The following is a 22,635-nucleotide window of genomic DNA, read 5'->3' on the forward strand; positions in this document are numbered from 1 at the left end:
TGGAGGGCGACCTCACGTCATGGCCCGTCGGCCCGAGTCCTGACGCAGCGACGCGGGCGCCAGCGTGATGCGCGCGCCGAGGACGTCGAGGCCGCCGGGGTGCGTGCTCACCGGGTTGAGTTCGAGGTGGGCGATCTCGGGGTTCTCGTCGGCGAGCACCGACACCCGCGCCACGAGATCCTCGATGGCGGCGCGGTCGATGCCGCGCCCGCGACTGCCGTCGAGCAGCGGCCACGCCTTGATCGAGCTGACGAGTTCGCTCACGTCACCGGTCGTCAGCGGCGGGTTGCGGTAACCGACGTCGTCGAGCAGGTCGGTCGGCGGGCCGGAGACGGAGAACGAGACGACGGGACCGAACAGCGGATCCTCGACGCTCGTGACGGAGCAGCCGATGCCGGGGGTCGCCATCTTCTGCACGACGAACTGGTCGGGGCCGTACTCCTCGAGACGCTCCGCGAGCGCCTCGTAAGCCTCGACGACGGCGAGCGGCGAGCGCAGGTCGGCGCGCAGCGCGCTCGCGACCTGGTGACGCACCTGCGGCGCGATCGACTTGACGACGACGGGGAAGCCCAGCTCCTCGGCCGCGTCGACCGCCTCCTTGGGCGAGCGCGCCGGAACGGAGGGCCACACCGAGATCTTGGCGAGCGCGAGCAGCTGCGCGGTCTCGTCGGCGGTGAGCTCCCGCCCGTCGGGCGACTCGGCCATGATCGAGCGCACCATCTCGTGCACGCCCTTGCGGTCGATGCCGAGCGGCGCCACGGGTTCACCGCGATCGCGCCCGCGCCACTCGGCGTAGTTCGTCGCGGCGGCGAGCGCTCGCACGCCGTCCTCGGGCATCGGGTAGGAAGGCACGATGCGCGTCGAGCCGTCGGGCGCGGACGCCGACAGGTCGTCGCTCACACCGTCGATGCCGAGGAACGTCGTGACGCAGGGCTTGTCGTACTGCGCGCTGACGGCGGCGACGGTGCGCGCGACGTCACGCCCGCCCGTGATGAGCGGCGGGATGAAGCTCGCGACGACCGAGTCGACGTTCTCGTCCTCGAACGCGGCGACGAGCGCGTCACGGAACGCGTCCTCACTCGCGTCCGCGGCGACGGCGACGGGGCCGCGGGTGACGTCGAGCTTCCAGCTCAGCGCCGCGTCACCGCACAGCGCGCCGAGCGCGTCGGAGTTGGCGACGACGGCGACGCGCCGCCCCTTCGGCAGCGGCTGGTTGACGACGAGCTGCGCGACGTCGAAGAGTTGGTGGACGTTGCCGACGCGGATGACGCCGCTCTGGCGCAGCATCTCGCGGAAGGCACGCGGAGGCGTCCGTGTCTCCCGGACGCGGTGCCCGGGCGGGCGTCCGAACGCGGAGACCTCGGACTTCACGACGACGACGGGTTTGCGCAGCGCGAGCTGCCGCGCGATACGCGTGAACTTGCGCGGGTTGCCGACCGATTCGAGGTAGAGGCCGACGGCGTGGGTGTCGTCGTCGTCGATCCAGTACTGCATGAGGTCGTTGCCGGAGACGTCGATGCGGTTGCCGGCGGAAGCGAAATCCGACAGGCCGAGGCCACGCCGTCCGGCGCTCGCGAGCACGGCGATGCCGAGCGCGCCGCTCTGCGCGAACAGCCCGAGGTGGCCGGCGGGCGGCATCTCGTAGGCGATGGAGGCGTTGAGGCGCGTGTCCTCGCGCGTGTTGATGAGCCCGAAACTGTTCGGCCCGACGACGCGCATGCCGTGTCGGCGGGCCAGCGCGAGCAGCTGGGCCTGACGCTCGGCGCCCTCGGGGCCCGACTCGGCGAACCCTGCGGAGACGACGAGCAGCGCTCGCACGCCCGCGCCGCCGCACTCGGCGACGACGTCGAGCACCTTCGGAGCCGGCACGGCGATGACGACGAGATCGACCGGTTTCCCGATCGCGCTGATCGAGGGCACTGTCGGCAGGCCCTCGATCGTCTCCGCCTCGGGGTGCACGACGTGGAGCGTGCCGCGGTAGCCGCCCTCGACGAGGTTGGCGAGCACACGACCGCCGACGGAGCGTCCGTCGCGCGAGACGCCGACGACGGCGATCGACGACGGGTTGAGCAGCGCACGCACCGACTGCGACTCGGCGCGCTGCTCGCGCGCGAGGCGCACGGCCTGCGACTTCTCGTTGGGCTCGATCTCGAAGCGCACGGAGATGACGCCGTCGTCGAAGTTGCGGCTGACGTCGTAGCCGGCCTCGGTGAAGACCTGGATCATCTTGCGGTTCTGCGGCAGCACGTCGGCGACGAACTCGGCGACGCCGCTCTCGGCGCCGATCGCCGCGAGATGCTCGAGCATGACGGAGCCGACGCCACGGCCCTGGAAACTGTCGGCGATGTTGAACGCGACCTCGGCGCTCGTCGCGTCGCGCCCTCCGAGGCGGTCGTAGCGGCCGATGCCGATGATGTCGTCGCCAACGGTCGCGACGAGGGCGACACGTTCGACGTAGTCGACGTGCGTGAAGCGGCGCACGTCACGATCGCTCAGGCGCTTGATCGGGGCGAAGAAGCGCAGGTAGATCGATTCCTCGCTCTGCGCGGCGTGGAAGCGGTGGATGCGTTCGGCGTCGTCGGGGCGGATGGGGCGCACGTGGGCCACCGAACCGTCGCGCAGGACGACGTCGGCCTCCCACTCGCGGGGGTAGTCGGCCGGGATGCTGGGCTCCACATCGCTCATGTCGTCATTCAATCACCGTGCGCCGACAGCGTGGCGTGACCAGTGCACGCCGTCGTCGGCGGAGGTCCAGATGTCGCCGTCATGGCGCGTGACGGCGGCGACGCCGGGCTGGCTCGCCTGCAGGGAGTCGAACCCTCCCGGGCTGGGGCGCGACGTCGGGGAACCCTCCGTCCACGACGCGCCGCCGTCCTTGCTCGCGGCGACGGCGATGTCGCTGAGCGATCGCGTCGTGCCGTCGAGGGCTTCGCGTGGGCCGCCGCTGACGGCGACGACGTGTGTCGGATCCTTCGCGGCGATCGTCACGTGTCCCTGCGTGGGCAGTGTGAGGTTGCCGGCGCCGACGAGCTGCCACGTCGCGCCGCCGTCGACGCTCGTGACGGTGGAGTAGCTCGTCGAGCGGGATGTGACGACGGCGTCGCAGACGGCGACCATCCGTGACGTCGCGCCGAGGCCGGTCGCCGCTTCGATCGTCTTGCCGTTGCACGCGGGCGGGGTCGACAGCGGCGTGAGGGCGTCGCCCGTGAGTCGCCACGCGCCGGAGGCTTCGCCGCCGCTGCGTTCGGCGTGCGCGAGGACGAGCAGGTTCTCGCCGGCCGTCACGATGCCGGCGTCGCTCACCTCGCCGGGCGGCGTGACGCCCGCGACGGCGTCGGTGACAGCGGGCGTGCGGCCGGTGCCGATGCGGGCGACCTCGAGGCGTCCGGTGCAGCCACCTTGGATGCAGCTCGCGGCGGTGAGGGCGTGGGCCTGGCCGTCGTGCACGGCGACGTCGAGAACGCTGACGCCGGGGTGCTGCACCTGCGTGAAGCTGCGACCACCGTCGTGGGTGACCCACAGGTCGGAGCCGAACAGGTACCCGGTGCGCGCGTCGAGGAAGCGCAAGTCGCTGATCGCGCCGGCGGGTTGGATGAGGGGTTGCGCGTCGCCCTGCGCGGACGACACGTCGGCCTGCGTGAAGGAGTGCACCTGCTGCCAGGTGCGGCCGCCGTCCTGGGTGCGCAGCAGGGCCGGGCAGTGTGTGCCCGCGCACGTCGTCTGCGCGAGCGCGAACTGGGTTTGGCCGAAGCGCGCTGACAGCGCCCACACGATCGACGACGTCGACGCCGGCGTCGCGGCCTGCGCGGTCTCGACGTTCGGCGACGAGCCGGACGACGGCTCGGCCGCCACGCCCCCGCCGACCGGCTCGCCGGCGCGAACGGTGCCCGGGCGCAGCGGGTCGCGGACGATGGCGCGCGCGCCGTAGATGACCGCAACGACGCCCAGGGCCGCAAGCACGAGCGCGAGCGCCGCCCGCATGCTCGGCGAGCGGCGCAGTCGATGCCACCGGTCCGCCGTGGACGGGCGCCGGCCTTGCCCGCTCACCCCACCATCTCCCGTCGGAACTCGTCGTACGTGCCGGCGAGGTGGCCGATCAGCGCCCGCTTGAGGCCCGGCTTCTCGAAGTAGGAGTTGACGAACTGCTCGTTCGCGTCGTGCCGTTCGAGCATGACGTCGGCGAGCAGTTGTTCGAGCACCAGCTCGAAGGCGGAGCGGTCGTTGTGCTGCGCGACGACGCGCAGGCGGTCGTTGTCGATGACGGCGGCCCATTGCTGGTCGATCCAGATGCGGTCGCCCTCGCCCAGGTCGGCGCCGAACTTATCGTTCATCGCCTCGATGAGCGCCGAGAGCTTGTCCTTCTCCGGCTCGTTCTGCGAGCCCTTGCCCTCACCGGGCAGTGCGACGCCCGCCTCGTCGCTCGCCTCGAGCCCGATGTCACCCTCGTGCGAGACCGACAGCCGCAGGTGCGTGAGCTGGACGGCCTTCGACAGCTGAGGCATCGGGTCGCTCTCGCGCTGCGGCAGGTCGGCGAGCAGCAGCTTGCCGTAGAGGAACAGCCGCTCCAGCGTCGCGTCGACCCACGGCATGACCTGCGCGAGAAACGCGTACGCGCGCACGAACTGTTCGAGCGTGCTGCGAAACTCTTCGGCCGCGTCATCGTCGAGGGCGATGAATCGCCCGACGGCCGCGCCCACGTTCGCGTAGATGGCGGGCTGTTTCGCGTCCGCCCCGTCGAGCAGGGCGATGACGGCCGCTTCCATCTCGGGGAGCGACAGCACGCCCGCCGATTCGAGGTCGTGCTGCAGCGTGTAGAGGATGTTCGGGTCGGTCGGCGCCGCGAACGACTGCTCGTAGAACGGCGCGAACGCGTCGCGGATCTCGTCGGCGGTGTTCGCGAAGTCGAGCACGAAGGTGTCCTGCTTGCCCGGTCGCGTGCGGTTGAGCCGCGACAGCGTCTGCACCGCCTTCACCCCGGCGAGTTTCTTGTCGACGTACATCGTGTGCAGCAGCGGCTCGTCGAACCCGGTCTGGTACTTCTCGGCGACGACGAGGAACTTCGCGTCGTCGTCCTCCTTGAACCGCTTGGGGAGCTGCGACTCGGCGAAGCCGTTGATCGACGCCTCGGTGAGCACGACGTCGGGCGCCGCGTCCTCGGTGACGGTGCCGGAGAACGCGACGAGCGCGCGCAGCGGGCGAGCGCCCGTGTCGTAGCCCATGCGTTCGATGTAGCGCGCGATGGCCTCCTGCGTGCGCACCGCGTGCAGCCGTGAGCGCGTCACGACCATGGCCTTGGCCCGGCCGTCGATCTTGTTCATCGTCTTGGCGCGGAAGTGCTCGACGATGATCTCGGCCTTCGCGTCGAGTTCGTACGGGTGCAGCGACGCGAACCGGGCGAGCGCGGCGCGGCCCTTGCGGGTGTCGAGATCGATGTCGTCGCGCGGCTCGGTGTTGGCGAGGCGGTAGTAGACGTCGTACGTCGTGTAGGAGGCGAGCACGTCGAGGATGAAGCCCTCGTCGATGGCCTGGCGCATCGAGTACGTGTGGAACGGGCGGTAGTCGCCGTCGGCGTCCTTCTCCCCGAACTGTTCGAGCGTCTTCGGTTTCGGCGTGGCCGTGAACGCGAAGAACGACAGGTTCGTGCTCTTGCCCCGTTGCTTCGCGGAGGCGAGCAACGCATCGTTCGCCTCTTCGGCTTCTTCCGCTTCGGCCTGTGCGGCTTCCTCGGCCTCGAGCCGGTCGTCGCCGCGCAGGACGCCCTTGAGCTTCTTCATGCCGTCGCCGCCGGTGGAGCTGTGCGCCTCGTCGACGATGACGGCGAACCGCTTGCCGGCCACATCGCTCGTCTCCCCCTCGGCGGCGGCCTTCTTCGCGAGTTCGACGACGACGGGGAACTTCTGCAGCGTCGTGATGATGACGCGCGCGGCGTTGCCTTCGAGCGCGTCCTTGAGCTGCGCGGAGTTCTTGTCGATGCGCACGATCGTGCCGGGCGTGTGTTCGAGCCCGGCGACGGTCTCCTGCAGCTGGCGGTCGAGCACCGTGCGGTCGGTGATGACGACGACCTTGTCGAAGATCGGCGTGTCGTCCTCGCCGTGCAGCCGCGAGAGCGAGTGCGCCGTCCACGCGATGGTGTTCGACTTCCCCGAGCCTGCCGAGTGCTGGATGAGCCGGTCGACGCCTGCACCGTCGCGGCGGGTTGCGTCGAGGATCGAACGCACGGCGTGCCACTGGTGGAAACGCGGGAACAGCACCGTGCCGTCGCTGACGTGGAGGAACGTGCCGAGCAGATCGAGCCACGCGTCGCGCTGCCACACCTGCTCCCACAGGTAGGCGCTCTGATACGCGCCGCTCGCGGGGTCGACGGGCGGGTTGCCGGCGCTGCCGGGGTGGCCAGGGCCCGCGGAGCCCTGGTTGAAGGGCAGGAAGCGTGTCGCCGCGCCGGCGAGACGCGTCGTGATCGCCACGGCGTGCGGGTCGACCGCGAAGTGCACGAGCATGCGACCGGCGAAGACGAGGTCGACCGGGTTGCGGTCGCTGCGGTACTGCGCCATCGCGTGCTCGATGCCCTGCCCGCTCAGCGGATTCTTCAGCTCGGCGGACGCGACGGGCAGGCCGTTGGCGACGAGCGCGAGGTCGAGCGAATCGCGCGGGTTCGACTCGGAGTGATGCAGCTGACGCACGACGCCGAGCCGGTTCGCGTCGTACCTGCGCTGCATCTCGTCGTTGAGCCCCGAGGCGGGCTTGAAGTAGCACAGCTTCACCGGCACGCCGGAATCCTTGACGCCATTGCGGAGGACGTCGAGCGTGCCCCGGTGGTCGACCTGCTGCTGCACCACGGTGACGAACTTCTCCCGCGCCGCAGGCTCACCGCCGTGACGCGTGACGAGCTGCGCCCACGCCTTCGGCTGCGACGCCTCGACGAACGCGATCACCTCCTCGGGAAACAGGCCGCGCTTGCGGTCGTACGTCGTCGGATCGACGCTCACCCACCCCGCACTGAGCAGGTGCGCCTCGATGTTCGCCTCGAACGCCTTCTCCTGCGTGACGGTCATGCGTGCTCCCCAGGGATCTTCGTGGATGCCGTCGTCACGTCGAACTCACCCGTGACGGCGGCCGTGATGAGGGAATGCTTGTATTCGGTGAGAAGTTCGATGCTGCGCGTGGTCCCGGCCTCGAAGTTACGGTCAGCTTGTTGCCGCGCAGCCAGACGTTCCACCACTTCGCCCTGCCCTCTCAGGCTCAGCTGCGGCACCCGCAGCCCGCGAATGACGCGCGACGGCAGGTTGTTCGCCATGCCTTCCGCGCCACTGATCCCCAAACGTATGCGTTCCCGATTCTCATGAGCACGGAGCATGCCCACGACGAAGTCCGCAGACCACCCCGGGAACAGCGTAAGGCGATAGAGCTTGTCCGGAAGAAGCAGCTTGGGTCGCACATCCTGCGGTACGACGGCGACGCTACCGATCAGCTCAGGCGATCCACTCGCTCGCGACATGAGGATGTCGCCCCCATGGATTTCGTACTCGGCGCGCGGTTCCAATCCCTCGGGAAGCGCCTTGTTGTCGACAGCACGAAAGAAACCGCCGTTGACAGAACCCGCGCGCATGACACCCCATTGGCCCGCCTCGGCAGGGGTCGCATCAGCCTGAGGGGACCAACCCTGTTCGAGATTGCTTAGCAGGTATCCGAGACGAGCTGTTCCACGCCCTACGGCGGCCGCGGTGAACTCGCCCTGTAGGTACGCAGCTCGATCCTGCTTGACAGAAGCCACTTGGGTTTTCCGCGCGGCGATGATCTGGTCGATGCGGGCGACGCGATCGTCGAGGAAGTCCGCAATTCGCCGTTGGTCTTCCGGTGTGTGGAGGGGAATGGGAGTCGCTCGCAAGTCGGCGAGCCCGAGACCATAGCGCGAGATACCGCGGGCAGCAGTTGAAAAGTAGTCCAGCACCGGGCGAGAACGCAGGGCCCATGTGAGATAGCGGGGGTAGCTGCCCGAGAGGGGTCGAGCGATCGCCAAGTGATACCCACACACGAAGTCATCGGCTTCGCTCGTAACCGTGGCGCTGATGCCGATATCGCCGGGGTCTTCGGAGTCCTTCGTTAGTACGGTGTCGCCGATAAGGAGTTTGTTTCGCGCGATCTGCGAGGCCGACGCCGTCGCCCACATGAGGTTCGGGTGTGGGGCGACTGTGTCGCCGTAGTACACATCGGTGTAGTTGCACAGCTGGACGGGCATTTCACCCTTGACCGCGTGCTTGTCCACATTGCTCGACCAGACGTCCGCGACTGCTCTGAGCGGTGCCGTTTTCACAGTCCCAGGTCCTTCATCCAGCCCTGGATCTGCGTTTCGAGGTCGCGGATCTCGGCGGCGATCTCCTCCACCGGGCGGGGCGGTTCGTAGACGTAGAACTGGCGGGTGAAGGGGATCTCGACGCCGATCTTCGTCTTCGTGTGGTCGATCCACGCGTCGGGAACGTAGGGGCGAATCTCGGATTCGAGGTGCGCCTCGGCCGTCTCGCGCAGCGCGGCGGTGCGCTCGTCGGGGGCTAGGGAGAACCACCCGTCGGGCAGGGGCACGTTCTCGGCGTCGCGCAGGTCGGGGTCGGGTTCGGGCTGTCCCTTCTTCATGACGATCGGCGCGTCGGGGTCGGCCACGGCGCACGCGGTGGCGAACTTCTTGCGCTGCGCCGCCGTCAGCTTCGCGATCGCGTCGGCCTCGGCGAGCAGTGCCTTCTCCGTCTCGAACCGCTGACCGGCCAGGGGCGCGAACACGTCGAACGGCGCATCCGCGACGGCCTCCGCCGTCACCTCCCAGCGGCGACGCATCGGGCGCTCCACCGTGATGCGCTGGAACCCGAAGGCCTCGCGCGGCAGTACCTTGACGCGCGCGTCGTCGTCCGCCTCGTCGAGGGCGCCGCCGTAGAGGCGCCCGATCTCGGCGATGGCGTCGGCCGTCAACTCCTTGCGCTTGTCGCCGAGCGACTTGCGCATCTTCGTGCCCATCGCACGGGCGTCGACGAGCTTGACGAGGCCGCGGTCGGCGTCGGCCTTGTCGTTCGTCAGGATCCACACGTACGTCGAGATACCGGTGTTGTAGAACATCTGGTCGGGCAGCGCGACGATGCCTTCGAGCCAGTCGTTCTCGAGGATCCACTGACGGATGCGCGACTCCCCCGAGTCGGCTGCGCCGGAGAACAGCGGCGAGCCGGAGAGCACGATGCCGACGCGCGAACCCGTCGGCTTCATCTTCGAGAGCATGTGCTGCAGGAACAGCAACGACCCGTCCGACGAGCGCGGCAGACCCGCGCCGAAGCGTCCGTTCATGCCCTGCTTGGCATGCTCCTCCTTGATGGGGGCGGCGTACCCGGCCCAGTTCACGCCGTAGGGCGGGTTGGCGAGGATGAAGTCGAAGTGGTCGGCGCCGAACGCGTCCTGCGTCAACGAGTTGCCGTTGCGCATCTGCTTCGGGTCGATGTCCAGCATCATGAGGTCGGATTGCGCGATGGCCCACGTCTCGTCGTTGAGCTCCTGCCCGTGCACCTTCACCTCGGTGTTCGGGTTGAGAGCCAACATGTGCTCCATCGCCATCACGAGCATGCCGCCCGTGCCCGCCGCGGGATCATAGACGGTGCGCACCGGCAGGGGGCTCTCGACGAGCTCACGGTGCGCCTCGCCGCCGACGAGCAACTCGACCATGAGACGGATCACCTCACGCGGCGTGTAGTGCTCACCGGCCGTCTCGTTGCTCATCTCCGAGAAGCGCCGCAACAGGTCTTCGAAGATGTAACCCATCGCCTCGTTGCTCACGACGCTCGGCCGCAGGTCGAGGTCGGCGAAGTCGGCGAGCACGCGGTAGAGGATGCCCGCGCGATCCATGCGCGCGATCTTGTCGTCGAGGTTGTATGCCTCCATGACGACGTAGGCGTCGTTGCTCAGACCGCGGATGTAGTTCGACAGGTTCTCCGCGAGCGCCTTGTCGTCGCTCAGCAAGCTCGTGAACGTGAAGCGCGAGATGTTGTAGAACCGCTGCTCCGCCACCTTCTTCAGCATCATCGCCTGAGGGGCGGCGATCGTCTCGAACGTCTTCGCCTTGGCGAGCACGGCGGGCTTGGTGTCGACGAGCACGGCGTCCATGCGGCGCAGCACGAGCAGCGGCAGCATCACCTGGCCGTACTCGTGCTGACGGAACGTGCCGCGCAGCGTGTCGGCGACCTTCCAGACGAAGGCGACCTTGTCCTCGAAACCCTGCGGTGATGCCATGCGGGCCATTCAATCAGCACGCCCAGCGCGATCGGGCGTCAACGTGCGCGCACGACCTCCATGTCCAGGTGAAGCCGCAAGGCGGCGTCCGGCCACCATGGGGCCGACCGGGGTCTGAACGGCGAGCGGGGCGACGACACCCGAGCCATTCAGCCGGCCCGGCTGCCTTCGGCGTCGAGCCCATCCCCTGCGACGGCGTCCCACAGTTCAGCGTCCCCGCCTGCTTCCCACTCGCGTGACGCCTCTGCGTAGTCGTCTTGTGGACCCGAGGCGTCCATCCCGCTGGGATCCCATGCGAAACGCGCTGGCCACTCCTGCGGAGGCGGCCCGAATGCACGACGAGCCGTGCGGATCGTGAGCTGGCCGAACGCCGCGTTTCCTCCCGCACCAATGGCGGCCCCCACCCCGAAGGGGGCGACTCGGCCAAGGACCAGCACCCCGCGCCTCGTTCCGTACTTCGTCACGAAATGGGGTCCGAGAACGCCGTTGATCTTCGCGAGGGTGTCCCTGCTCACCGCGTTGACGGCACTTTTTGCCCAGTGCGGTCCGGTTCTCCCGGCGATCTTCTCGACTGCGACGCTGCCGGCGTTGCCGAGGGCCACGCCATAGAACAGGGCACGGCGTCGTTCCAAGTCGTCCACATCGAGATTGTGAATCGCCGCGTAGGTGAGGACGAGGAGCGCCGTGGTTTCCAGGTTGGCGCCCATTTCGGCGGTGGAAACGACAAGGCTCAGGGCTGTCCCGACACCGGGCGCGGCAGCTGCCGCGCCGAGCCTGCCCCCATGCCTGTCACGGCTGCGAGGTACTGCTTCTCAGCCGCCCGAAGGGCCGCCGCAGGTGAGCCGTCGCGCTTACCCCCGTTTGCTCCCTGACTCCATCCGCGCAGCTTCCGCACGTATGCATCCACCGCCGCGTTCTACTTGGTGAGCGCACCATCCACGACGCGCGTGAGGGCTCCTGGGCTCGCCGCTCCGTCGGCACCATTGGTGTTCTGAGTCACGTCAGCCATCATGCCAGCCAAGCCGGCACCCCTACAGCAGGTTCGCGCGAATCTGCCGCATGAGGTCGGGGTACGGGTCGACGAGGGTGCGCTCGCCGCGCGCCTCGCGTACGACGTTCTTCGAGAGTTCGCCCGGAAGGTAGTAGCGGCCGCGCGTCGTCCCCTCGGGGCTGAGCAAACCCGCGGCTGCCCGCGCAGCGCGGGAGCGGCGTGCTGTGGACGACGCCTGGGGCGTCTTGTGTCTCTATGTCCTAATGCAAAAGACATAGAGACATGACTGCCACGAGCGCGCTCACGCCCCCGCCGCGTGTCGCGAACCCCCGTCAGCGCGCGGATGCGCGAGGATGAGCGATGCACCCTGCCCGGGCACCGGGCGTCAGCGAGCTAGTGAGGAACGCAGTGGCACGCACGAAGAAGCCCGAGATGCCGGACGAGGACATCGTCGAGAACATCATCGACATCGATGTCGAGGACGAGATGCGGGCGGCTTTCCTCGAGTACAGCTACTCCGTCATCTACTCGCGTGCCCTTCCCGACGCGCGTGACGGGCTCAAGCCGGTGCAGCGGCGCATCCTGTTCTCGATGGACGAACTCGGCCTGACGCCGAACAAGAACCACGTCAAGTCCTCGCGCGTCGTCGGGGAGGTCATGGGCAAGTACCACCCGCACGGCGACTCGGCGATCTACGACACGCTCGTGCGCATGGCGCAGGACTTCACGATGCGCCTGCCGCTGATCGACGGCCACGGCAACTTCGGCTCGCTCGACCAGGGCCCCGCGGCGTCGCGTTACACCGAGGCGCGTCTCGCGCCCGCATCGCTGACGCTCGTGGCCGGCCTCGACGAGAACACCGTCGACTTCGTGCCCAACTACGACGACTCGCTGCAGCAACCGTCCGTCCTGCCCGCCGCGTTCCCGAACCTGCTCGTCAACGGCGCGAGCGGCATCGCCGTCGGCATGGCGACGAACATGGCGCCGCACAACCTCGGCGAGGTCGTGCAGGCCGCGGTCCACCTCATCAAGAACCCCGACTGCAGCCTCGACGACCTCATGCGCTTCGTGCCGGGCCCCGACCTGCCGATGGGCGGGCGCATCATCGGCCTCGACGGCATCCGCGACGCCTACCTCACCGGCCGCGGCACGTTCCGCACGCGCGCGACGGCGACGATCGAGAACGTCACGCCGCGCCGCAAGGGCATCGTCGTCACCGAACTGCCGTACCTCGTCGGGCCCGAGAAGGTCATCGACAAGATGAAAGACCTCGTCGGGCAGAAGAAACTGCAGGGCGTCTCCGACGTCAAGGACCTGTCCGACCGCCACCACGGCCTGCGCCTCGTCATCGAACTGAAGAACGGCTTCAACCCCGAAGCGGTGCTCGAGCAGCTCTATAAGCTGACGCCGATGGAGGAGAGCTTCGGCATCAACAACGTCGCACTCGTCGACGGCCAGCCGCGCACCCTCGGGCTCAAGGAGCTGCTGCGCGTCTACACGGACTTCCGCATCGACGTCGTGCGCCGACGCACCACGCACCGCCTCGGCAAGAAGGAGGACCGCCTCCACCTCGTCGACGGCCTGCTCATCGCGATCCTCGACATCGACGAGGTCATCCAGATCATCCGCTCCTCCGACGACTCCGCGACGGCGCGGGCGCGCCTCATGCAGGTGTTCGACCTGTCCGAGGCGCAGGCGACGTACATCCTCGACCTGCAGCTGCGCCGCCTCACGAAGTTCAGCCGCCTCGAGCTCGAGAAGGAAGCCGACGAGCTGCGCGCCGAGATCGAGAAGCTGCGCGCGATCCTCGCCGACGTCAAACTGCTGCACAAGGTCGTCTGCGACGAGCTGCTCGCCGTCGCCAAGGAATTCGGGACGCCGCGTCGCACTGTCCTGCTCGAGGGGAACGGCACGCAGGCGGTGGCGAAGACGGCATCCAAGTCGTCGATGCCGCTCGAGATCCCCGACGACCCGTGCTGGGTGCTGCTGTCGTCAACCGGCCTCATCGCGCGCACCACCTCGGCCGATCCGCTGTCGACCGACGGTGGCCGCCGCAAGCACGACGTCGTCCTCGCCGCCGCGCGCGCCAGCGCGCGCGGTGAGTTCGGCGTCGTCACGTCCGCAGGTCGGCTGTTCCGTGTCAGCGCGCTCGAACTGCCGCACCTCGTCGACACGCACGAGGCGCCCGTCCTCGACGGCGGCGCGCCCGTCGCCGCGTTCGTCGACCTCGCACCCGGCGAGAAGGTGCTGACGGTGACGTCGCTGCGCGCCGACTCCCCCGGCCTCGCACTCGGTACCGCGGCGGGCGTCGTCAAGCGCGTGACGACGGAGTACGCGAACAAGCCGACCATGGAGGTCATCACGCTCAAGGGCGACGACGTCGTCGTCGGTGCCGTCGAACTGCAGACCGGCACCGAGGAGCTGACGTTCGTCACGAACGAGGCGCAACTGCTGCACTTCAACGCTGCGAACGTGCGCCCGCAGGGCCGCACCGGCGGCGGTGTCGCCGGCATCAAGCTCGGTGCCGGCGCACGAGCGATCTTCTTCGGATCCGTCTCGCGCGACGGCATCGTCGTCACCGGCGCGGGGCACCCGAGCTCGCCGAACGGTGAGATCACCTCGCTCAAGGTCGCGCCGTTCACCGAGTTCCCCGCCAAGGGACGCGCGACAGCCGGCGTCCGGGCCCACCGCTTCCTGCGCGGCGAGAACCACCTGACGTTCGCGTGGGTCGGCTCCGCGCCGGCGCGCGCGGCGGATGCTTCGGGCAAGGCGATCGGCAAGCTGCTCACCCTCGACGACGCCGACGGCAAGCGCGACGGTTCCGGCGACACCGCCCCCGGCCAGATCGCCGCGATCGGCACGACGGCCCCCTACGCGTCGGTGGCCGCCGACGCGTCGTCCGCCGAAGTGGCCGAGCAGACGCCGGTGACGGCGGGCGAAGAGACGGGCGACGGTGCGATCGGCGACGACGGAAGCCGCCTCAGTCTGTTCGACGGTGACGACGCCTGAGGTTTGACGGGGTGGGTGCTGGCGCGGGGCGCTGCGGGCCTCTATGGCGGCGCCTGGTGCAGTTCGCATCGACAGCTGAGTCACGTGGTTGCCGCTGTGTCAGTCAGGACTGACTCAACCATCACCAAGTGACGCAGCTGCGTCGCCTCCGTCCGTTGATGGCGAGGGTGGCACTCCGAGCCACCGCGGTGCATCAGCCTGTGTCGGCCAGCTGAGTCAGTTGTTCGCCCGTGCGGCAGTCAGGACTGACACAACCATCACCACGTGACGCAGCTGCGGCGGGCGCGCGGGGCGACGGCCAGGGTTCTGCTGAGCGCGTGTCATCTGAGGCGCTCGCATCAGAGCGCGAGACCCATCGTGCCTTGGCGCGCCTCTAGGCTGGGGGCATGATGACGTCACCCAGTTCGTGCTCGCTCGATTGGGAAGCGGCCGGCATGCCTGCGTGGGGGACGGCGAAGGTGGCGCGCGTCATCGTCGCCGTCGAGGTGCCGGGCGCGTGGGGACGCGATGCCGTCGGCGACTCCGGGCTGCCGCAACCTGCAGACGCAACGCTGTACCTCATCCGTCGTGTCGGGCGACATGCCGTGGCGGGTGAGGCGGCCCGGGTGTTCGTCGGCGGTGGTTTCGGTGACGAACCGTGGCTCGTCGAAGCGACCCTGCGACGCGAAGACGTGACAGGTCTGCTCGCCGGCGATGTGGCAGATCGCGCGCGGTTGGCGTCTTTCGGTTTCGCCGCACGCCCCGAGCCTGTGCTGCTCGTGTGCACGAACGGCCGCCGCGATGCCTGCTGTGCCGTCCGTGCCCGGCCTGTCGCGGAGGCTGCGCATGCCGCCGCACCCGACAACGTGTGGGAGGTCTCGCACATCGGCGGACATCGGTTCGCGCCGACGGCAATTCATCTGCCGAGCGGCCAGACGTTTGGCCGGCTCACTGGTCAGGCGGCCGCTCACCTCGCAACGACGACGATGACTTCGACGCTCGATCCTGCTGTGCAGCAGTCGTTCTCATCGACCACACACCGCGGGCGAATCGACCTGCCGCCCGTCGCTCAGGTGGCAGAGACGTGGTGGCGCGAGCGCCATCCGGGCCTGACGATGGCCCCCGTCAACGACATCGGGGTGCCCGTAGCCGACCGCCAGGATGGGTGGCTCGTCTCCCTGCCCGACGGAACGACCCTGGCCGTCACGTCGGTCGTCGGTGAGCCGCTTCGCGACTCGTGCCTCAAGGACGCGAAACCTTCCGCGTCCTATAGCGCGCGCGTGAGCTGAGTTCTCGTCGATCACATGCTCAGGGCGTCATGCCTTCGTCGACCCGCCTGCTTCCGTGTTGACGGCACGGTCAGGCGCAGCATCGGCTGTTGAGTCGGCCCCCGCGAGTTCGACCGGGTCGCGCTGGCCCGGTGGGTCGTCATTCGTCGCAGAGTCGTCGTCGTCGAGATCCTTCTTCGCGTCGCGTTGCGCGGCGTCGAGCGTCGAGCTCGTCACCTCGTAGCGCGTCTTGTAGAGGTCGAGGATGGCCATGGCCGTCGCGGCGGCGGGCACACCGAGCAAACCGCCGGCGAGGCCGAACATGTTCGCGCCGGCGAGGGCGGATGCGAACGAGACGGCCGGGTGGACGTCGACGGCGCGTGCGCTGATGTTCGGCTCGATCGTGACGTTCTCGATCTGCTGGTAGACGATCGCGAAGATGAGGATGAACAGGCCGTTGATCGGTTTGTCGCTCGTCGCGCCGACGAGGACGGGCAGGACGATCGAGATGTACGTGCCGATGTTGGGCACGAACTGCGCGATGATGCCCGTCCACAACCCGAGCGCCAGCCAGTACGGCATGCCGATGAGCATCATGAACGTGCCGTGGATCGTCGCCGAGATCGTCGCGAGGATGAAGCGCGCCGCGACGTACCCGCCGACCTTTGCGACGAACACCTCCCACACCGTCAGCACGACGCGCTGCTGACGCGGCGGGAACAGCCCTGCCACCCAGGTGCGCAGACGCGGTAGGCCGGCCGAGATGTAGCAGGTGAAGAAGATGAGGACGAACAGGTTGAACGCCGTCGACACGACGCTCGTCACGAGCCCGAGGACGCCGCCGGCCAGCTGCGAACCGTAGTTCGCGACGTTGTCGGGCGTCAGGTTGACGCTCGAGAGCAGCTTGTTGATGTCGTAGTCGGTGTCGAACTTGCGGTTGACCCAGTCGACGCAATCCGTGACGAGGCCGGGTGCCGCACTGATGAGCGCCTGCACCTCGTCGACGAGGAGGCCCCCGAACGCGACGAAGAACCCGACGACGGCGCACGCCAGCAGCAGGACGACGAGACCCGTCGCGAGCGCACGCGGCATGTGCTTCGCGAAGCGCGACACGGCCGGTTCGATGGCTGCGGCGAGGAAGAACGCCATGACGACGTTGAAGACGACCGATCCCGCCGACCCCGTCAGATAACCGAGGGCGGTGAGCAGGGCGAGGGCGCCGATGACGATCCAGGTGGCATGCCACACCGACTTGAGGTCCAGAGCGACCTTGAGGTGCTGCGGTTCGTCGTCACCGACATCGGCGCGCCTGAACAGTGTCATGTCGTGGTCGTTTCGCTCGCTGAGTGGTCTGGCGTGATCCTCTCACGAGGTGGTGACATCGACATGTTCCTTGCGCCGAGCCGCCCTACGATGCCTGCATGCCCCGATTGCACATCGCCCAGAACGACCGTGCCGACGCCGTCATCTCGGGGCACTCGTTCGGGCTGCTCGTCGGGATGCTGCTCGAGCAGCAGATCGCGATGGAGGTGGCGTTCTCCGGCCCCGCCAAGATCTACGACCGGTTCGGCACGCTCGATCCGACGAAGATCGCCGCGATCGAGCCGGGTGAGTTCGTCGAGAAGTGCACGACGCCTCTCGCCCTTCACCGTTACGGCCGCTCGATGGCAGAGCGCGTGCAGAAGCTCGCCGTCGCCGTGCGCGACGACTACGACGGCGACACCCGCGCCATATGGGCGACGGATGACGCCGCCGAACTGCTGAGGCGACTCAAGGCGCTGCCCGGATTCGGCGACCAGAAAGCTCGCATCTTCGCGGCCCTGCTCGGCAAACGACTCGACGTCCGCCCCGACGGCTGGCGCAAGAGCGTCGGCCCCTACGCCGAGGACGGCTCGTTCCGCTCGGTGGCCGACGTCGTCGACGCCGACTCGCTGCAGAAGGTTCGCGAGACGAAACGTGAGATGAAGGCGGCGAAGAAGGCCGCAGCCCGATCGTGACGGCGGCGTCAGCGGCACCTCGCCAACGTTGGGCGAGGGACGCCGCGCTGCCAGGGGCTCAGGTGCGCAACCACGCCACGAGACCCGCGCAGCCGCACGCCCACAGGACGCTGACGAACGTGCCGATGATGAACCGCTCGGCAACGGCCGACTTCTCGCCGCTGCGCAGCTCCGGATAACGCCCGAGCCCCTTGACGGCGAGAACGATCGCGATCGCCTCCGGCCACGACGCGACGAGCCCCGCGAAGATCGCCAACCGCTCAAGCGCACCGATCCACGCGCCGCCACGCAGGATCGTGGCGGCCTGTTCGACCCCGTCCGAGGACTCCGGCAGGCTCTCCCCCACCTCGGACGACCGACGATCGACGCTGCGGAACACGAGCGTCGTCATGACACCACCACCCGCGAGCGCCAGTGACCCGAACAGCGTGACGACGAGAACAGCCCTGACATCCATGACCCGACGGTAGACGCCGCCACCGACAGTGGTGAAGACACAGGCCGGGACGACCCGTTCCGTCAGGCGCAACGCCGAGCCGGGTGAGGGCCGGGCTGGTGATCCGAGCGCGCCCACAGCCGTCATGCCGCGGGCGCACACGCTCAGACCATGTCGCCTCTCGAGCGGCGCCGCCCCTCAGCAGGGCTGAGCGCGCGCAGCGTCCATGAGTCGCACGGCGAGGCGCATGCCGGCGTCGCTCTCCTCGACGGCTGCGGCCCGCGCGCGTTGGCTGACGGCCGAGGGGGTGATGTCGAGTGCGGCGGCGACCTCGCGCCCCGTCAGCCCCTGCCCCAAGAGTTCGGCGACAGCCCACCCCGCAGGTGTGCGGCGATGCCAGAGCAGGTGCAGCAGCGCCAACGCCGCGTCGAGGTCGGCCCCCGCCTCGGGCGCCGAAGGAGCCCGAACGGCCACGCGCGCCGGCACGAGCCGGGACGCCTCGACCGCCTCACGCGCCGCGATGAACGCCTCACCCGAGGCGGCACGCACATCGTCGGGTACGGGCGTCACGACCGCGCCGATGCCGACCCCCACCCGCCAGCACCCGAGGCGCGCCAGCTGTTCGAGCGCCTCGACCGTATCGCTCGAACGCGTGAACAGGGCCTGGATCTCATCCCCCGCCGTCCGCGCGAAGCCGCGCGCAGACCCCCCGCTCGACGGGAGGGCGCGCAGCGCTCGCAGGGCGGAGGGCACGGCGTCGTCGCCAGAGCGGCTGTCGACCTGATCCGCCGTCAGCACCACGAGAGAGGATCGGAGTGAAGGCATGGACCTAAACTAGCGGAAGTTAAGGGGAAAAACTTCATTCGTAGAATCGTCCAGATCGACCATCCGCCGACGCTCAGCCTGACCACACGGCGCCAGAACGACGGGGACGGCCCCACTCCCCCGGCCAGCCGTCATCGCGGACACCCCTGCCCGAGACCGACGAAGCCAGATCACGGTTGCCGCACCCCGCTCGGCCCGGCGCGCCCCACGAGTCAGGCAGCGAGTCGATACCGCCGGAAGGACGGGACAAGCAGGCCCACGAGCACGACACCGATGACGACGCACACGCCGCCGAGCCACGCCGTCGTCGCCGCTCCGATCGCGGTCGCGCCGGCGCCGTGGATGACGTCCGCGATGCGTGGGCCGCCGGCGACGACGACGAGGAACACGCCCTGCAGCCGCCCGCGCACCTCGTCGCTCGCCGCCGTCTGAAGCATCGACGTGCGGAAGGCCGCGGAAACCATGTCGGCCGCACCTGCGATGACGAGGGCGATGAACGCGAGCCAGAACACGACGTCGACGCGCCCGTTCGCGAGCGCTACCGCCGCACCGAACCCGATGATGGCGAGGCCCCACACGAGCACCGCGGCCAGCACGGCGACGCCGTGTCGTCGCACGCGCGACACCCACCCGGAGAACACGCCGCCGAGCACGGCGCCGACAGGGATCGCCGCGAACAGCCACGCGAACGCGAAACCACCCCCGAGCGGACCGCCGAACGACTCGTGCGCGATCTGGGGAAACTCCGAGCGCGGCATGCCGAACACCATCGCGATGAGGTCGACGACGAAGCTCGCGAGCAGGACGGGGTGACGCGTCAGGTAGCGCAACCCGTCGAGAACCGACGAAAAACCGGCCTTGATGACCTCACCGATCGGCGGCAGCGCGGGCATGCGGAACACGGCCCACAGCGTCGAGAGCAGGCAGATCGTGTCGATCGCGTACATCCACGAGAACCCGAGCACGGGGATGAGCGCGCCGGCGAGCAGCGGGCCGGCAATGCCACCGGCCATCGCGACCGTCATGAGCAGCGAGTTCGCGGCGGGCAGCAACTCGGGTTCGAGCAGGCGCGGCAGCGACGATTGCAACGCCGGCTGGTGCAGCGCGAACAACGCCTGCTGTGCTGCGAACAGACACAGCATCACCCAGACGTTGACGCCGCCGGCTGCCGCCTGCGCCCAGAACAGCGCGCTCGCGACGACCAAGCCACCTGAGGTGAACAGCAGGATCCGTCGACGATCGTGCGCGTCGGCGAGCGATCCGCCGTACAGGCCGAACACGATGAGCGGCACGAGGCCGAACAACCCCGTCAGCCCGACGTAACTCGAATCGCGCGTCTGCGCGTAGATCTGCGCGGGCACGGACACGATCGTCAGCTGGGCGCCGATGACGGTGACGATGTCGGCGATCCACAACCGCCGGAAGGCGGGGTTGCGCAACGGCCGCGTGTCGGCGAGAACCGAGCGAAACCGTTGCAGCCGAGTCGAACTCATGCGTCGATGCGCTCGGTATCGAGATCGCTGGCGCTGGAGATGATGAAATCCTTGCGCGGCGCGACCTCGCTGCCCATGAGCAGGTCGAACACCTGCTCGGCCATCTCGGCGTCCTTGAGCGTGACACGACGCAGCGTGCGGTGGCGCGGGTCCATCGTCGTCTCCGCGAGCTGGTCGGCGTCCATCTCACCGAGGCCCTTGTAGCGCTGCGGCTGCTTGAACGTGCGGCCCTTCTTCTCCCACGCCGCGACGGTGGCTCGCATCTCGTCCTCGGAATAGGTGTAGATGACCTCACCCTTCGCGCGGCCCTGCGCGCTCACCTCGAGACGGTGCAGCGGCGGCATCGCGGCGTACACGCGCCCCGCCGCGACGAGCGGACGCATGTAGCGGAAGAACAACGTCAACAGCAGCGTGCGGATGTGGGCGCCGTCGACGTCGGCGTCCGTCATGAGGATGATCTTGCCGTAGCGCACCATGTCGAGGTCGAAACTGCGTCCCGAACCCCCTCCGACGACCTGGATGATCGAGGCGCACTCCGCGTTCTTCAGCATGTCGCCGACGGACGCCTTCTGCACGTTGAGGATCTTGCCGCGGATCGGCAGCAGCGCCTGGTACTCCGAGTTGCGCGCCGCCATGCCCGTACCGAGCGCCGAGTCGCCCTCGACGATGAACAGCTCGCTGCGCTCACCGTCGGTCGAGCGGCAGTCCTTCAGCTTGCCCGGCAGGCTCGAGGATTCGAGCGCCGTCTTGCGACGCTGCGTCTCCTTGTGGGCGCGCGCGCTGATGCGCGACTTCATCTCGGCGACGACCTTCTCCAGCAGTAGCCCGGCCTGCGCCTTGTCGTCACGCTTCGTCGACGTCAGGTGCGCGCTCAGCTCCTTCTCGACGACCTTGCTGACGATCGCGCGCACGGCCGCGGTGCCGAGCACCTCCTTCGTCTGGCCCTCGAACTGCGGCTCCGCGAGGCGAACGGTGACGACGGCTGTCAGACCGGCGAGGACGTCGTCCTTCTCGACCTTGTCATTGCCGACCTTGAGCTTGCGCGCGTTGACCTCGAGCTGCTTCTTGAACACCTTCATGAGCGCCTGCTCGAAACCGGTGTTGTGCGTGCCACCCTTCGGCGTCGCGATGATGTTGACGAAGCTGCGCACCTTCGTCTCGTACCCGGTGCCCCAGCGCAGCGCGATGTCGACGCCGCACTCGCGCGTCACGTCCTGGCTCGTCATGTGGCCGCTCGATTCGTCGAGCACCGGCACCGTCTCGGTGAACGACCCGCTGCCCTGCAGGCGCCAGATGCCGGTGACGGCGGCGTCGGGCGCGAGGTACTCGCAGAACTCGCTGATGCCGCCGTCGTGGAGGAAGGTCTCCTCGTGGGGGCCGTTCTCCCCCGGCGTACCGGCAAGGCCCCGCTCGTCACGAATGATGATGGTGAGGCCCGGCACGAGGAAACTCGTCTGACGAGCGCGCGCGATGAGCTGGTCGTAGTCGAACTGCGCGGTCTTGAGGAAGATCGTCGTGTCGGCCCAGTAGCGCACGCGCGAACCGGTGACGCCGCGCCTGGCCTTGCCGACAACCTCGAGCTGGCTGCCGGACTCGAACGGCGTGAACGGGTTCGTCGGGCTCTTCGCGAGCGGATCGGAGGAGTCGCCGTCGGCGAACGTGCCGGGCTCGCCGCGGCGGAAACTCATGCCGTACGTCTTGCTCGCACGGTCGACCTCGACGTCGAGACGCGAACTGAGCGCGTTGACGACGGACGCACCGACGCCGTGCAGACCACCGGAGGCCGTGTACGACCCGCCACCGAACTTGCCGCCCGCGTGCAGTTTCGTGAAGACGACCTCGACGCCCGACAGACCCGTGCGCGGCTCGACGTCGACGGGAATGCCGCGGCCGTTGTCGCGCACCTCGACGGAGCCGTCGGGCAGGAGGATGACCTCGATGCGGTCGCAGTACCCGCCGAGCGCCTCGTCGACGGCGTTGTCGATGATCTCCCAGAGGCAGTGCATGAGGCCGCGGCCGTCGGTCGAGCCGATGTACATGCCGGGACGCTTGCGGACGGCCTCGAGCCCCTCGAGCACCTGGAGGTGGCGGGCGGTGTAGTTCTCTTGGTTCTCGCTGGGCGACACCTGGGGAATCTCCTTGACCTTCGTCACGCGCACACTCGACATGTGCCTCGATACGCTATCGGACGAACCCCGTCGTTCCGCGTCGCCACGCGCAAGCCGCCCCTCGTGGGCGCTCCGGCATGTGGTGTGCATGGTGGTGTGCGGCCGCGGGTGCACGTGGGTCGAGGCAATCGCTCGGGCACGCGAGGACACCCGCAGATCGGAACCGGCTTCGCGGGAATGCCTGCACGTGGAAGAGTGTTGTTCATTGT

General features: G+C 68.7%; 15 protein-coding genes. 3 read left to right on the top strand and 12 right to left on the bottom strand.

Annotation, left to right across the window (positions count from 1 at the left end; genetic code table 11):
- Positions 1–12: 12 nt before the first annotated feature.
- The 7 genes from J4Z35_RS09565 to J4Z35_RS09595 form a co-directional block, all read right to left on the bottom strand.
- A complete protein-coding gene (locus tag J4Z35_RS09565; RefSeq protein WP_208065537.1) occupies positions 13–2,685 on the bottom strand; it encodes a bifunctional GNAT family N-acetyltransferase/acetate--CoA ligase family protein in 2,673 nt (890 codons plus the stop codon).
- Between the two features lie 12 nt (positions 2,686–2,697).
- On the bottom strand, positions 2,698–4,047 hold the full coding sequence (locus tag J4Z35_RS09570; protein ID WP_144693946.1) for a sialidase family protein: 1,350 nt from the start codon (positions 4,045–4,047) through the stop codon (positions 2,698–2,700).
- A complete protein-coding gene (locus J4Z35_RS09575) occupies positions 4,044–7,052 on the bottom strand; it encodes a DEAD/DEAH box helicase family protein (protein WP_144693944.1) in 3,009 nt (1,002 codons plus the stop codon). The genes J4Z35_RS09570 and J4Z35_RS09575 overlap by 4 nt, the downstream gene beginning before the upstream one ends.
- Positions 7,049–8,311, bottom strand: coding sequence for a hypothetical protein (locus tag J4Z35_RS09580; protein ID WP_144693942.1), 1,263 nt, complete (start codon positions 8,309–8,311; stop codon positions 7,049–7,051). Before J4Z35_RS09580 ends, J4Z35_RS09575 begins: the two co-directional genes overlap by 4 nt.
- Positions 8,308–10,260: a class I SAM-dependent DNA methyltransferase gene (locus tag J4Z35_RS09585; RefSeq protein WP_144693940.1), complete on the bottom strand. Its 1,953-nt coding sequence runs from the start codon at positions 10,258–10,260 to the stop codon at positions 8,308–8,310. Before J4Z35_RS09585 ends, J4Z35_RS09580 begins: the two co-directional genes overlap by 4 nt.
- A gap of 149 nt (positions 10,261–10,409) precedes the next feature.
- The gene (locus J4Z35_RS09590; protein WP_208065538.1) at positions 10,410–10,967 is read right to left on the bottom strand and encodes a hypothetical protein; all 558 of its coding nucleotides are present in this window, start codon (positions 10,965–10,967) and stop codon (positions 10,410–10,412) included.
- Positions 10,968–11,291: 324 nt separating this feature from the next.
- Complete coding sequence (locus J4Z35_RS09595) at positions 11,292–11,438, bottom strand: hypothetical protein (RefSeq protein ID WP_200874248.1); 147 nt, start codon at positions 11,436–11,438, stop codon at positions 11,292–11,294.
- Between the two features lie 245 nt (positions 11,439–11,683).
- Between J4Z35_RS09595 and J4Z35_RS09600 the strand changes: the two genes are divergently transcribed.
- Both J4Z35_RS09600 and J4Z35_RS09605 read left to right on the top strand, forming a co-directional pair.
- On the top strand, positions 11,684–14,260 hold the full coding sequence (locus tag J4Z35_RS09600) for a DNA topoisomerase IV subunit A (protein ID WP_243754996.1): 2,577 nt from the start codon (positions 11,684–11,686) through the stop codon (positions 14,258–14,260).
- Between the two features lie 386 nt (positions 14,261–14,646).
- Positions 14,647–15,528, top strand: coding sequence for a sucrase ferredoxin (locus tag J4Z35_RS09605; RefSeq protein WP_208065540.1), 882 nt, complete (start codon positions 14,647–14,649; stop codon positions 15,526–15,528).
- Positions 15,529–15,555: 27 nt separating this feature from the next.
- Here J4Z35_RS09605 and J4Z35_RS09610 read toward each other — a convergent pair whose 3' ends face one another.
- Positions 15,556–16,830, bottom strand: coding sequence for an AI-2E family transporter (locus J4Z35_RS09610; RefSeq protein WP_208065541.1), 1,275 nt, complete (start codon positions 16,828–16,830; stop codon positions 15,556–15,558).
- 98 nt (positions 16,831–16,928) lie between these two features.
- Between J4Z35_RS09610 and J4Z35_RS09615 the strand changes: the two genes are divergently transcribed.
- Positions 16,929–17,504: an HhH-GPD-type base excision DNA repair protein gene (locus tag J4Z35_RS09615; RefSeq protein WP_208065542.1), complete on the top strand. Its 576-nt coding sequence runs from the start codon at positions 16,929–16,931 to the stop codon at positions 17,502–17,504.
- A gap of 58 nt (positions 17,505–17,562) precedes the next feature.
- Here J4Z35_RS09615 and J4Z35_RS09620 read toward each other — a convergent pair whose 3' ends face one another.
- The 4 genes from J4Z35_RS09620 to J4Z35_RS09635 form a co-directional block, all read right to left on the bottom strand.
- The gene (locus tag J4Z35_RS09620) at positions 17,563–17,961 is read right to left on the bottom strand and encodes a hypothetical protein (RefSeq protein ID WP_241724650.1); all 399 of its coding nucleotides are present in this window, start codon (positions 17,959–17,961) and stop codon (positions 17,563–17,565) included.
- Positions 17,962–18,138: 177 nt separating this feature from the next.
- Positions 18,139–18,765, bottom strand: a complete 627-nt coding sequence (locus J4Z35_RS09625; RefSeq protein ID WP_208065543.1) for a DNA-binding protein — start codon at positions 18,763–18,765, stop codon at positions 18,139–18,141.
- Positions 18,766–18,977: 212 nt separating this feature from the next.
- Positions 18,978–20,258 (bottom strand): MFS transporter, encoded by a 1,281-nt coding sequence (locus J4Z35_RS09630; RefSeq protein WP_208065544.1) that lies wholly within the window; start codon positions 20,256–20,258, stop codon positions 18,978–18,980.
- Positions 20,255–22,426 carry a DNA topoisomerase IV subunit B gene (locus tag J4Z35_RS09635; RefSeq protein WP_074039166.1) on the bottom strand — a complete coding sequence of 724 codons (2,172 nt, stop codon included), beginning with the start codon at positions 22,424–22,426 and terminating at the stop codon, positions 20,255–20,257. The genes J4Z35_RS09630 and J4Z35_RS09635 overlap by 4 nt, the downstream gene beginning before the upstream one ends.
- Positions 22,427–22,635 lie beyond the last annotated feature (209 nt).

It is taken from the genome of Dermacoccus sp. NHGro5 (assembly GCF_017565385.1).
Taxonomy (GTDB): domain Bacteria; phylum Actinomycetota; class Actinomycetes; order Actinomycetales; family Dermatophilaceae; genus Dermacoccus; species Dermacoccus nishinomiyaensis.